The sequence below is a fragment of the Marivita sp. NO-S04 genome, from assembly GCF_059070475.1.
Genome location: NZ_CM180980.1, coordinates 4,177,745 through 4,190,025 on the forward strand (window position 1 = coordinate 4,177,745; position 12,281 = coordinate 4,190,025).

General features: G+C 63.9%; 15 protein-coding genes. 3 read left to right on the top strand and 12 right to left on the bottom strand.

What is annotated here, in order from left to right:
* Positions 1-2: 2 nt before the first annotated feature.
* From ACK3EW_RS21115 to ACK3EW_RS21165, 11 genes are all read right to left on the bottom strand, one after another.
* On the bottom strand, positions 3-1,367 hold the full coding sequence (locus ACK3EW_RS21115) for a S49 family peptidase (RefSeq protein ID WP_493807720.1): 1,365 nt from the start codon (positions 1,365-1,367) through the stop codon (positions 3-5).
* Positions 1,364-1,624 carry a hypothetical protein gene (locus ACK3EW_RS21120; protein ID WP_493807721.1) on the bottom strand — a complete coding sequence of 87 codons (261 nt, stop codon included), beginning with the start codon at positions 1,622-1,624 and terminating at the stop codon, positions 1,364-1,366. Before ACK3EW_RS21120 ends, ACK3EW_RS21115 begins: the two co-directional genes overlap by 4 nt.
* Positions 1,621-3,228, bottom strand: coding sequence for a phage portal protein (locus ACK3EW_RS21125; RefSeq protein WP_493807722.1), 1,608 nt, complete (start codon positions 3,226-3,228; stop codon positions 1,621-1,623). The genes ACK3EW_RS21120 and ACK3EW_RS21125 overlap by 4 nt, the downstream gene beginning before the upstream one ends.
* 719 nt (positions 3,229-3,947) lie before the next feature.
* The gene (locus ACK3EW_RS21130) at positions 3,948-5,879 is read right to left on the bottom strand and encodes a terminase gpA endonuclease subunit (protein WP_493807723.1); all 1,932 of its coding nucleotides are present in this window, start codon (positions 5,877-5,879) and stop codon (positions 3,948-3,950) included.
* Between the two features lie 28 nt (positions 5,880-5,907).
* The gene (locus ACK3EW_RS21135; protein WP_493807724.1) at positions 5,908-6,405 is read right to left on the bottom strand and encodes a hypothetical protein; all 498 of its coding nucleotides are present in this window, start codon (positions 6,403-6,405) and stop codon (positions 5,908-5,910) included.
* Between the two features lie 103 nt (positions 6,406-6,508).
* On the bottom strand, positions 6,509-6,904 hold the full coding sequence (locus ACK3EW_RS21140) for a hypothetical protein (RefSeq protein ID WP_493807725.1): 396 nt from the start codon (positions 6,902-6,904) through the stop codon (positions 6,509-6,511).
* A gap of 92 nt (positions 6,905-6,996) precedes the next feature.
* Positions 6,997-7,218, bottom strand: coding sequence for a hypothetical protein (locus ACK3EW_RS21145; protein WP_493807726.1), 222 nt, complete (start codon positions 7,216-7,218; stop codon positions 6,997-6,999).
* 92 nt (positions 7,219-7,310) lie between these two features.
* A complete protein-coding gene (locus tag ACK3EW_RS21150; protein WP_493807727.1) occupies positions 7,311-7,517 on the bottom strand; it encodes a hypothetical protein in 207 nt (68 codons plus the stop codon).
* A gap of 122 nt (positions 7,518-7,639) precedes the next feature.
* Positions 7,640-7,846 carry a hypothetical protein gene (locus ACK3EW_RS21155; protein ID WP_493807728.1) on the bottom strand — a complete coding sequence of 69 codons (207 nt, stop codon included), beginning with the start codon at positions 7,844-7,846 and terminating at the stop codon, positions 7,640-7,642.
* Between the two features lie 38 nt (positions 7,847-7,884).
* Positions 7,885-8,193 (bottom strand): hypothetical protein, encoded by a 309-nt coding sequence (locus ACK3EW_RS21160; protein WP_493807729.1) that lies wholly within the window; start codon positions 8,191-8,193, stop codon positions 7,885-7,887.
* A 201-nt stretch (positions 8,194-8,394) separates the two neighbouring features.
* Positions 8,395-9,720, bottom strand: a complete 1,326-nt coding sequence (locus ACK3EW_RS21165; RefSeq protein WP_493807730.1) for a site-specific DNA-methyltransferase — start codon at positions 9,718-9,720, stop codon at positions 8,395-8,397.
* Between the two features lie 617 nt (positions 9,721-10,337).
* On the opposite strand from ACK3EW_RS21165, the gene ACK3EW_RS21170 reads away from it, so the two are divergent.
* Both ACK3EW_RS21170 and ACK3EW_RS21175 read left to right on the top strand, forming a co-directional pair.
* The gene (locus tag ACK3EW_RS21170) at positions 10,338-10,547 is read left to right on the top strand and encodes a hypothetical protein (RefSeq protein ID WP_300582629.1); all 210 of its coding nucleotides are present in this window, start codon (positions 10,338-10,340) and stop codon (positions 10,545-10,547) included.
* Positions 10,548-10,714: 167 nt separating this feature from the next.
* Positions 10,715-10,897 (top strand): hypothetical protein, encoded by a 183-nt coding sequence (locus tag ACK3EW_RS21175; protein ID WP_493807731.1) that lies wholly within the window; start codon positions 10,715-10,717, stop codon positions 10,895-10,897.
* A 40-nt stretch (positions 10,898-10,937) separates the two neighbouring features.
* On the opposite strand, the gene ACK3EW_RS21180 is transcribed toward ACK3EW_RS21175, so the two are convergent.
* Positions 10,938-11,477, bottom strand: a complete 540-nt coding sequence (locus tag ACK3EW_RS21180) for a hypothetical protein (protein ID WP_493807732.1) — start codon at positions 11,475-11,477, stop codon at positions 10,938-10,940.
* A gap of 140 nt (positions 11,478-11,617) precedes the next feature.
* Here ACK3EW_RS21180 and ACK3EW_RS21185 point away from each other — a divergent pair, with 140 nt between their 5' ends.
* A complete protein-coding gene (locus ACK3EW_RS21185; RefSeq protein WP_493807733.1) occupies positions 11,618-12,166 on the top strand; it encodes a DUF3489 domain-containing protein in 549 nt (182 codons plus the stop codon).
* The last annotated feature ends 115 nt before the right edge of the window (positions 12,167-12,281 follow it).

Consider the following 12,281-nt stretch of genomic DNA (forward strand, 5'->3'; position numbering starts at 1 on the left):
ATTCAGCCGAACCGGGCATTGGCATTGGTGACGGCTTTGGCCCAGCCTGCGATGCTGCGCTCGGCGCGATTGTGGAACTCTGCCGGGGTTTCCGCCCCGAGCTCAGCTTCCTGTGCAGCGCGATCCGCAATCGACGCTGACGGACTGGCCTTCGGCGACGCCGCGAGAACCTTCGCCGCATCCGCGACGCTCATCTCGGTCTCGAGCGCAAGAACGCGGGCTTGCGCCTCCCGGCCTTTGGCCTCGGGTGATGTCAGGATCGCGGTAATGCGCGCCGTGGCCTCGGCTTTGCCGGCGGCAACTCCAGCGGCATGGGCTTCGGTCCGCGCCGCCTCGACGGCCGCCGTCAGGTCGGCCTGTCTGATACCGGGACCAGATGACCCTGAAGCGATCGCAGTATCGGTCTCCATGGATGTTTGGCTTTTCGTCGAATTGGTCATGGGTCCTCCCTTTCTTTGGGGGCTTGCCCCGGAGGGCGGTTGTGCAAAGGTGGCGATCACCTCGTCGAGGCTCGCCACACGGTCGGCGAGGCCTTGGGCAATGGCATCGGTGCAGAGATAGGTGCGGGCTTCCGTCGCCCGGATCGCGTCGGCGCTGATCCGGCCTGCACGCCCTTCGGCCACGAGACCGACGAACTGGTCGTAGATCTTCATCACCTCCGCCTGCAGGTCCGCGCGCACGGCGTCCGAGAGCGGTCCAAACGGATGGCCGTCCACCTTATGCGCGCCCGCGTGAATGAGCGTTGGCTTGACACCCCGGTCCTCAAGTTCACCCGAGCGATCAAAATGGGTCAGCACCACGCCAATCGATCCGACCATCGAGGTCGGCGAGACGACGATCTCACTGGCCGCGCTGGCAATGCCATAGGCGGCTGAGGCGGCGACATCATTGACGAAGGCCAAGACCGGTTTGGTCTGGTTGATCGCACTCACCAGTCTGGCCGTCGCGAACATGCCGGTGGCTTCACCGCCGGGGCTGTCGATGTCCAGCAGGATCGCCCGAACTTCCGGATCAGCTCGTGCTTCCCTCAGCTGCGCCGCAATGCCCTCGTAAGACACGAGCCCCGAACTGGCCCCGATCCACGCACCGCGGTTCACCAGGCTGCCCACGATCGGCAGGATCGCGACGCCGTTTTCCACGCGCAGCGACCCCACGCTGCCATTGTCACGGCGATATGTGCCAACGAAGCGGTTCGACTGCGGGTCTGGTGCCGCCAAAGGCGCGATGCCAATCCGCCCCTGCAGCACATGCAGGATCAGATCGACCTTGTCCGGATGCAGCAGCAGCGGCCGGTTCAGAACCCGGCTCGCGATCTGCGCAAGCGACGGGCCTGCTTGGCTTTGAATGATATCCGGTGGTTCGGTCATCTCATCCCTCCTGCAGAAAGTGCAAATCGGCGCGGGCCGTGGCCCTGCAGCTTGGCACACTCCTGTTCAAAACCCCGAATGACCGCCAGGAGCCGGTCGGGATGCGCGCTGTGATATCGCACCGAGCGTTCCACCCCGTTCGATCCGGCCCGGAACCGCACCTCCATGGCGCCTTGGCCCGCTACAAGCCGGACATAGACCTGCCGCAAGCTGGCCGCCGCCGCGCAGGGGTCAGCCTCATCAATGTGGATCGTCATGTCTCAGCCTCATCGCCGTCGTCTGCCGCACCCGGACCACCACCCTGCGCCCCCATCATCTGCGGCTCGGGCAGGCCGTATTCGGCCCGCAAGGCCCGTTCCTGCGCCAGCTGCTGGTAGACATCGTCCACATCGGCCCCGAGATCGGTGCAGATCATCGCATCCGACATCACGCCGAGCCGCTTCCAGACCTCATGCGCCTTGGCTTTCTTCAGATCATCCGCCTGCGGCCGTGGATCGCCGCGCCACTCCGCCCGGCACGCCGCCGTGCGATTGGCCATGAACCCTGCCACACCCCCCGGAAACGGCACACCGCCCGCTTCGATCTCTTCCTCGAGCCAGGCCTCGTAGATCGGCTGGCAGAACGGCGCCATGATGTTCCGGCGTCGCGCTTTCGTGATCGCGAAGATCTCCGTCGTCGCCGCCTGCAGCGAGGAATAGGTCGCCCCCACATTGTCGCCTGTCGCGCTTTCATAGGTCAGCCCAAGGCACCGCGCGAGTTCCCGCAGCAGATGCATCGAGAAGGCGGCATATTCTGAAGATGGCTGGTTGGCGGTATGGAACTTCAGTTCCTGACCCGGGAACAGATGCGCCAGCCGGCCATTGATCCCGACATCCAGCGTGCTGTCGTCATAATACCCCGCCACCATCTCGATATAGGCCTCCATGGGCGACACACCCTGCGCCAGCATCTGCGCCTGCTCCTGCGGGGTCAGCAGACCCGCCAGCACCTGCTCAGTCGGCTCGTCCGAGGTGATCGTCACCGCAAAGAGCGTCTGCACGATCGCCGCCATCAGCGTGGCATCCGCCAACTGGTCGAACTGCCGCGCCACCTGCAGCGCCGGAACCAGCGGCGAGATGCCTCGATGCGTGCCCGGCGCACCCTCGAAGACATGGATCACCCGCGGGCGTCCCGCCCGGTCCCGCGCCCGCACGTCATATTCCACATCATGACGAAACAGGTCCTTGCGGATCGCCCGGTAGCCCACCGGCATGCCGTCGGCATCCGTATAGACCCCGTTGATCAGTCGTCGCAGGCTTTCGGTCTTGCGCGACAGCCGCTGTGGCGGCAGCAGGCGCACTTTCGTGCCGTAGCGGTTCCACGGGCGTTTGCGCCAGGGCAGCTCCGCGAGGATTTCCCCGGTCACCAGCCAGGACCGAAACGCCGCCGCCTGCATCTGCCCAAACGTGCGCAGGCCCTGAATGTCGCATTCCTGTGCGCTGCGGGCCCAGAGCTCGAACCGCCTCTCCACCGTCTTGGCCCAATTGGACGCCTCCGCAGGCGTCATGCCGAAGGTCTCGTTCTCCGGCAGGGCCTTCAGCTGCAGCCCCGTGCCCACGGTATTGGCCACACATTGCTCCATGGCGCCGGCCAGCCAGCCGCTGTTGTGCAGCAGATCCTTGACCCGTGCCGCCGCATCGTCCCAGGCCTCGCCGATATCGTCCTGCGCCTCTCGCAGCGCAGGCTTCCAACCCGCAAAGGTCACACCCCGACCGCCGCGCATGTATTTGCCCGAGGGTCGGAGAAGTGGCGCGTCTGGGGGCGACAGGGCAGGTGGCAAGGCCTTTGAGAACAGACCACGAAGTTTTGACTTCACGAACATGTGAATTACCTCTCTCACGCTGCTGGAGCGCGCGAACACGAAGCGTCACTGCAGGGCGTCGCTGCCGCCGCAGGTTTGGGAGGACTGTGCCGCAGGCGGCGACGCATCCAGCGCGTTTGCATTTGATCATTTGGTACGGTCTCGTCAGCGCTATCTACCCACAGCGGCTGACCTGCACCTGGTCTGCGCCAGTTCCGCGCCGCTGCCTCCGCGTTTCCGATGCGTTGATGGCGGCGGCTTCAATACAGTTTCTTCTTGTATTTTTTGGAGTTCGTTTTTTAACTGTTTTGGCAGCTTCGGGTTTTGGCGATGAGAGGCTGCATTTGCTTTTTGTGGTGCGTTCCCCGGACATAGGCGCACCGCGGAAGGCGTCGGCAGCGCCCTCAAACGCTCCGTGTTGGTCTCGTTGATCCAGACAGAGGGCGCTGCCAAAACCTTGACCCTGTTTCTCGAAGCGGAATACCGGTCGGCATGTGCGCGCCGATTGGACATGCCATGATTTTGCGCTCTAAATTGCTCCGCAGTGGGGATTCGTGACGATACCGGACTGCATTTGCCCCAGTTGCTGCGTTGTTCGAAGGCACGCGCATCAACAGGGGTATTGGCAGCGCCCTCCTTTCAGTCGTTCGCGCACCTCGTTGGAGGGCGCTGCCACCCTGCGCGGTGGCCTGCCGCGCTGCGCTCTGTGCATTCCGGCTTCCCTCGTGCCGGCGCTGGCGCTATTTGTTCAGCCTGCTGCCGTGGCGCGCAAATCGCGCCCGCAGCGCGCCGCCGCCTCCGCGGACTGGGGAACAGCGCGATGTTGGCGGCGGCGTTTCAGCATCCCCGCCACCCACCTGCGCCTGATCATGTGCGCCAGGCATCGCCGCCTCGCGCTTAGGTGCCCGCTCCACCCCCTCGGGAATGCGCTGCACATTCATCGTGTAGCCGATGGCTGCGCAGAGCGCCTCGCAGTCGAGATAGTGGTTGTGCCGCGAGCGTTTCACCCAGACCGGCTTGCCCTCGATCACCACCCGGGCCTCCGAGGTCAGCTGCTTGCAATACTCCTCCGTGATCGCCTCATGCACATGAAACGCCCCCGGCTGATCCGCCGGTGTGCGGATGCGCGACATCACCAGCGACTTGAAGAAGTCGGTCGACAGCGTCACCAGATCGATCGAATAGAGCGCCTTTTTTCCGTCCGGCTTCACCTCGATCTTCGAGACCCGGTAGGGCGGGCTCTGCTGATCCCGCCCCTTGGTGGGTGAACAGAGCCAACTGTAGCGGCGGCAGAACTCGTAGACCTTGTGCTCATTGCCCAGCTCCGGCTTGTCCGGCCGGAAGCCTGAGTCGATGAACACCTTCTCGATCTGCAGCCCACCCGCCTGTGTCAGCATCAGATCGGCCAGGGCCGACCAGACGTCATCGTCCTCCGTCGGACCGTAGAGCTGGCCATTGTCGATCAACCACGATGTCCCCCGCGCGCCAAAGGCCCGGATCACATAGACGAGGCTGAACTTCTGCACATCCACACCCATCACCAGCCGCAGCCCACCCGCGGGCACCTCCCCGGGCCGGTAGGGCTGGCGCCGCTCCAGGATCTCCTGCCAGTCCGGCACATCCCCCGAGGCGGTCATGGCATGGCATTCGCCAAAGCCTGCATTCATCGCCGTCTGGATGCGGCCATGATCCCCGGAGTGCAGCGCCGTGAGATAGGTCTCCGCCCGCTGGCCCCAGGTCACGAAGGGCGAGCAGAGCCCAGAGGTCCACATCGACAGCGTGGCGCTGTCGGCCGGCGCGCCGGTGACATGCGCGGCGTCGTCGCGCAACTCCACTGACTGACCCGGTGCGACCATTGCGCCCCGGACATTCATCCAGACCTTGTCGGTCTCCAGGTGCTGCGCGCCGCAGCGCGGACATTCCAGCGTTGCGGCCTGCTTGGCCTGCGCGGGGCTGGCCGTCTTCGGCCAGCGCAGCTGCTTGAAGCGCGGGATGAAGTAGTCCGCGCAAGACCGGCAGGGCCAGGCCCAATGGTGCCGCGTGCCCTCCTGCCAGAGCTTCCAGATCGGGCTTTCCAGATCCTCCGGGCTGGACCGCGCCCAGAACTCCAGACCGCTGGCGTCATCCGGTTCGATCTCCACAAGGCCTCGCGCCGGTGTGCTGGTGATCGCGGTGACAAAATCGGCGTAGGTCTCGCCCCGGGCCTCCACCAGACCCAGCACATCCCCTTGGCCTTTCACATTGGCCATCATCTCGTCGTATTCATCGATCAGCGCCAGCGCCGCCGGGTCGGACTTCAGCGCCGTGGACGAGCCCGCATGCGCAAGGCGCAGCCGCACACCGGCCACATGCTTCAGCGTCTTCTTCATCCGCCGGCCGCGCACCACCTTACCCGCCAGAGTTTCCGCCTCATCCAGCAGGCTCATCAGCCGTGGCTCGAACTGGTCGGTCAGAAACTCTTTCGTCGGCCCGACATACAAGATCGGTGCCGGCTTCTGATCGAGCCGCGCCCCGATGATGTCCAGCATGCTGTCGGTCTTGCCCGACTGCGCCGAGGTCACCGCCACCACCCGGCGGTAGCCACCGCGATGCACCGCCGAGGACCACGGGATCATGTAGGGCGTCAGTCCCGGGTCCCGTGGTCCGGGAATGCCCGCCGTCTCGGGATACACCCGGTGGACCGCCGCCCAGGCCGCAGGGTCACGCTTCTCGCTCGGTCTCCAGATCGCCGCGACCAGCGCCCAGAGCTGCGCCCGCTTTGTCCGCGCCGCCGGCAATGCGCTGGAGGGAACCATCAATCACCTCTTCAAGCACCCGTCGCGCCTCCATGTCGCGCGTGTAGCGCGCTGCCAATCCCGCAAGTTCTGCGCGGACAAGGGCGGCCATTTCGCCAATGACCGCCCGGGCATCCTCCATGGCGATCAACTCGCGACTGCGTTCCTGAATGCGCAACTCGATCTCGCGGGTGCGCGCCTCCGAGGCGCGTGTGGCGGCCGCGGCCTTGTTGTTCTTGGTGATCTGGTCTTCGTAATAGGCCAAGGCACCGCGGATGACGGCCACCAGCGTGTATTCGCCGCGATTGGCGCGCTCGATATATCCGGCCTTGACCAAGCCCTGCACCCAGCGGTCGGAGCGCCCCAGCAAGGCCGCCGCTTGGGAAACGGTGATGGTCTGGCCGCGGGGGCGGGACGTGGACATGGGTCAAATCCTTCGGCAGACACGCATGTTAAATCGCATGACATGAGGGCGGCCGCGCCACAGCTCGTGACGCGGCCTGTGGCGCAGGGCGCCATCGTGCGTGTCAGATGTCTGTTTCTGTCAGAATGGCGTAATGGGTGACCCAGCCATCGAGATGGGGCAGGCCTTCGGGGATGCCGTGGCTGGCCTCGGTCTGGGCGGAGATGCCCCGGCGCTGCCATTTGTCGATCGTGGCCTCGAGGGCGGCCTTGGTATCGGTTTGGGCGGTGCGCAGGGCGTCGATGACCTCGTCGGCGAAGTGGCGTCCCATCTTGCTGTCGAGGAAGTCGCGGATGCCGATCATCTCGGCCTCGCCTTGGGCATTGACCGCCTCGGCGATCAGGGTGCTGGCAAGTGTCCAGAAGACGTCACTGGTGCAATCGCGCAGCGTGCAGGTCGTGACGGTGCCGTAAAACCCATAGGCGGTGTTCTGGCTGGGCAGAATGGTGCGGTTGGTCATTTGGGTGTCTCCCCGTGTTCATGGCGCGCAGGATGGCGTGCCTTCTACGGACCCAAGCCCGGACCAGCCGGGCAGGGGGGTAGGCTGCGCGATCAGGACCATGAGAACTCGATGCTCCTGAAGTCCTCGTGTTTGAAACGGCAGGCCTCGAAGCGGCCGAAAATCTCTTGCGGCGTTCGGTTGGTGTCAAAGTAGAACCCGCCGATCAGGGGCCGTGCGGTTGTGAGTTCGGTTTCGAGAAGGATGCAGCCAAGAGCGCGGTCGACGCTGTCCGTGGCGGTGCGCGGGTCTGCAAAGCGGATGGTGACTTCCATGACGGTGTCTCCTGTTTCTGACAGCCGCGTGCATCGCGGGCCTTCTACCGCCGCGAGCCCGGAGGGTCCGGGCTGTTGGCGCACGCCGCGGGTCAGGCGGCCGTGTGGGTCTGGATGCAGATCTCTGCGAGGTAGTCCCGCAGGGGGGTGTTCACCGTGAGTTCGGCGAGCATCTCCGTGATCGGCATGTCCGCCTTCTTGGCAAAAACCTCGACGGCGGTGGGCAGAACGATCAGCGCCTCTTGTGGCATGCGCATCTGCGCCGCGATGGGGGCGAGGGCTTCAGGTGTCAGCGTCATGTCAGGTCCTCCAGGTTTGGGAGCCGTTTCCGGCGAAGGACCAACAAGTTCGCTCTGTTGGGCCCGATAGTGTAGAGAATTCGGCCTCATATGATTGCTGATATACGCGGGCGATTGTTCGATCAGAGCACATCGAACCAGCGCATGGCGGTTTGCAGCAGGTGGTCGTAATCGCCTGCGGTGGCCTCGGTGACGAAGGCGTTGATCTCGCTGTCCCGCAACCCGGCCTCGCGGGCCGCTTTGCGGCAGCGCCCGAGGACGGCAAAGGCGTTGCCATCCTCGCCGGTGAGCGGAACGGTGATGTGCGGATGCTTGGGGGTCATGGTCATGTCAGCCTTTCCAAGGGTGTGATTGATCTGTGCGCCTGTCATGGGCGCGCGGTCTGGGGCACCAAACGCAGCCATGTTGCCCGGCCATTGCCTTGCACAAGCCAGTATCCTTCCCCGGTCTCGTCCCAGGTCAGCCAGCTTTTGGGGATGGCGCCGAGCGCGTCGCCAATCGGGTATCCGCGCAGCCAGACAACATTGCCGGCAGCGTTGTTGTTGACCCTGTCCGGCCCCTCGTTGCGCGTGCGCAGCTCGAGCAGGGCGCCCTCGGCGCGGATCACGTCGCCAATCTGCAGCGCGTGTGTGGTCACGGTCTCGTAGGTGTCGCCGTTGATGATCGTGTAAGTCATGTCGCGTGTCTCCTCGCTGTTGCGTCGCGCCGCGCAGATCGCGCCGCTGCTACTGCCGCAAGCCCGGAGGTGCCGGGCGGACGCGGAGGAGGGGATGCCGTCAAAGGCTGTTTCGGCACACAGAATTGATCGTTTCGCTGCTGTTATCCACGATAATCGGGGTCAGAAGATGGCTTTCTCGCCGGCATCCTTGTCATGATCTTACCCGGGGTTGCCATCGGCTTCGCTGTCGGTTTCTTCATTGGTGCTGGCCTGCGCGCCAGACCTTGCCCCAAATGCCTGTCCGGTGCTTTCCAACACGGCGACCTCTCCGGTGAAGTCCTGCCAGCGTGTGACAGCAACATCGACATAGGCCGGGTTCAATTCGAGACCCAAACAGACCCGCCCAGTCATCTCCGCGGCAATCAGCGTGGTGCCTGATCCCATGAAGGGCTCGTAGACGGCCTGACCCGGGCTCGAGTTGTTCTCGATCGGCCGGCGCATGCAGGCCACCGGCTTCTGCGTGCCATGGATGGTGCTGGCATCCTGATCCTTGCTGGAGATGTGCCACAGGGTGGTCTGCTTGCGATCCCCCGCCCAATGACCCTTGCCGGAGGTGCGGACCGCGTACCAGCACGGCTCGTGCTGCCAGTGATAATCGCCGCGGCTCAGAACAAGCCGCTCCTTGGCCCAGATGATCTGGGAGCGGATCGCAAACCCGCAGGCCTCAAGGCTCTCGGCCACGGTTGCGGCGTGCAAGGCGCCGTGCCAGACATAGGCCACATCCCCGGGAAAGAGCGCCCAGGCCTCGCGCCAATCGGCCCGGTCGTCATTCAGCACCTTGCCCGTCCGCTTGGTCTTGGCAGCACCTGCGGTATTCCGCCAACCGGGATCATACGCCACCCCGTAGGGCGGATCGGTGCACATGAGCAGAGGTTTGACGCCTCGCAGCAGCTTTTCGACATCCGTCGGTACAGTGCTGTCACCGCAGAGCAGGCGATGTGCGCCGAGGATCCACACATCGCCCGGTCGCGTCACGGGGGTTTCAGGCACGTCCGGCACATCGTCCGGATCGGTCAAGCCGCCTGTGGTCTCCACCAAGGCGTCTGGCAGCATCTCCGCGAGGTCGTCCGCGCTGAACCCGATCATCCCGAAATCCTCGATCCCGAACTCCGACCGCAGGTCCTCGATCTCCAGGCGCAGCATCTCCGGGTCCCACTCGGCGATCTCGGCCAACCGGTTGTCCGCCAGTGTGTAGAGCCGTCGGTCTTCCTCCGTCCAGCCACGGGCCACCATCACCGGCACTTCGGCCAGGCCCAGCTGTGCCGCCGCCATCAGCCGCCCGTGACCCGCGATGATCGTGCCATCCTCCGCCACCAGCATCGGGATGGTGAACCCGAACCGCTGCATGGACGCTGCGATCTGGTCGATCTGGTCCGCCGGGTGCTGCCGCGCGTTACGGGCATAGGGCACAAGATCGGCGACCTGCCACATCTCGACCTGCGCCGCGGGCCAGGCCCGGGCGGTGTGTTCTGCATCAGCTGTCATCTGAGACCTGCTCTTTGGGTGCCAAAACTGGGCCGGCGAACCGAAACGGGGCCGGAGTTGGGTTAATCAATCTGGGGTGGTGCTACGCCAAACCTGCGACTGATCAGGCGGGTATTCCGTGTCAAAAACGGGCTATTTTGCAGCGCCGGCTGTTCGCTAAACCGACGCCTAAGTCATTGAAATCATTCGGTCAGACCCGCTCTGAGCCGAACAAGATCGCGGTTTCAATTTGCGAACCCAGCGGGGGGCATTTCGGCAATTCGAGACCTAAGCCATTGAAAACCTTGCATCGGATCCCCTTTGAAACGAAGCGAAATGGATTTTTCAAAAAATAAAAAACACGAAAATCCCGCGAGGCGGCGGCCCCGCATGTGATCAAACCCCCGGAAGGGACCCAAGGGGTGGGGGGCTGGAGGCCGCGGTCGCCCTCAGACCCTCGGGCGTCTGCCCGTGATCGAGGCGGGCAGAGAAGGTGTTGCGCATTGATTGGCTCCAACGGTGTTATATTGCCCCAAAATTAGGCGGTTCAGCAGACGCTGCGCTTGACTTGAGCATTGCGCCCTTAGTCTGGCGGCAATGTCGTCACAGGCTTGATCATCATAGATGAGGGATGTCCCATGGCAGAGTTTGTAGAAAGCGCGCTTGAGTTCGCCAATTTCACGTTCGAGCGGAAAAAGGTGGTTTGTTACGGGTTGCAGAACGCAGCTGGTGGCACCACCACCATCCTCAACTTTCCTTCTGAAGGCCTTGCGGATGCGTTTCACGAGCGTTTCTGCAGGGCCGCAATTTCGACATCGTTCACAACGGTGCCCAGATCATCTGCCTGACCGATTATGACACGGTCATGCGCAGGTCGGATGATGATCCGCGCGTACGGACGCTCCGCTATAGCCGGGATTACTTGATGGACACCATCGCGCATATGACGTGTTGATTGGTCGACAGAGCGTTCCGCAGGGCTAGCATCCTCTCAGCCACGCTGATGGAGGTTCTGATGACACAATTGCTTCTTTGGACCAAATCCCTGATTTTGGTCGTTTTGGTCTTTGCGGCGACCACGGCACATGCCAACGGGCTCTGCCCATATGACGAGCAGGGCCCATTAGGCTGCCCGGAGGGGACCGTGTGGCATACGGAATATGAGGTGTGCGTGACCCCTGACATGCTGGTGGGCTGATCCCCGCATAGGCCGCGGCAGCGATTATCGACCAAGCGCGTCAGTTCGGTGCCCTCAGCAGCATTTGCAATTGTCGCGTGGCCTCTGCCAGCACGTTTGGCTGCGCGGCTTCGAAGGCGGCGCGCGTGGCGTCCTGAACCATCTCCTTCGGGATGGATGGGCCGAACATCTTCTTGATCGGGAACCTGGCCTTGCCCTCACGGACAAAGGCGTTGTTGCCGAGGGAGCCGACGAGGAACGCGCTCTCAAAGCGCTGCCACCGGCCCCAGGGCTTGGCGCGGACCCCGTAGCCGAACTGCCGTGGGCTGAAATGCGACAGACCGAGGTAATCACCACGTGCCTCGATCGTGTAGGTCAGGTGTGCAAAGGTTGACCGGATCGTGCGTGTCTCGCGGTTGATCAGCGCGGCTTTTGCGCCGGTCTGTTTGCGCAGGGCACGATGCACCTGCGTGCGGACCTTGTTGCCCTCGGAGTTGAGCGCGCGGTTAAAGGCGCGCGTGGCTGCCTGTTCGCCAACCCGGTGGATCGCCGCTTCGAAATGTACACGGGTCTGGTCGAGATCGCGCAAGATCACGTTCATGGGCCACCTTTATCGAGTTGATTGTCATCGGTGTCAGAGCGACGCCAGTCATGCTGCATCGTGCTAGGCCCGCCCAACTGCGGGCTCCATCTGGTAGAAGGCAGCGCGCGACGCGTTGTCCCTGACCACCGGAGGACACGATGCTGAAACTCACTGATACCCAAAGCCTGATCCTCAGCCGCGCGGCGACACGCCCGGGCAATCTGGCCATGCCGCTGCCAGACGGGCTGCACGGCGCCGCCGCCAAGAAGGTCGTCACAATGATGACCGATCGCGGTTGGCTTGAGGAGGTCGATGTAGACCTTCGCAAGGGCGAGCCGCTCTGGCGCGAGACCGGCGATGGCCATGGCACCACGCTGGTGGCCACCGCGTCCGGACTTGAAGCCATCGGCATTGAGCCCGTTGTGGCGCAGGTCACTGCAGCCGTTCGAAAAGCCCGCACGCAGAAGGCCGCGCCCAGCGCGTGTGACACTCCCGCCCAGCGCGCCAGCACGAAGCAGGCTCAGGTGATCGAGATGCTGCAACGCCCCGACGGCGCGTCCCTCAAGGAGATCGTTGCGGCCACGGCGTGGTTGCCGCACACGGCGCGTGCGGTGATTTCGTCCGCTCTGAAGAAACGTCTTGGTCTCCCGATCACCTCGCAGAAAGAACAGGGCAGGGGAACCGTCTACAGGTTGCCGTCTGCCTGACGGCACAGATTATCGCCAGCGTTCAAAAACTCGGCGCAGCGCGGAGCTGCGCCAACAACGACATTGGTCACCGCTTCAAGAAGCGACAAGCGGCGAGACTGGGGCATGGGTCGGA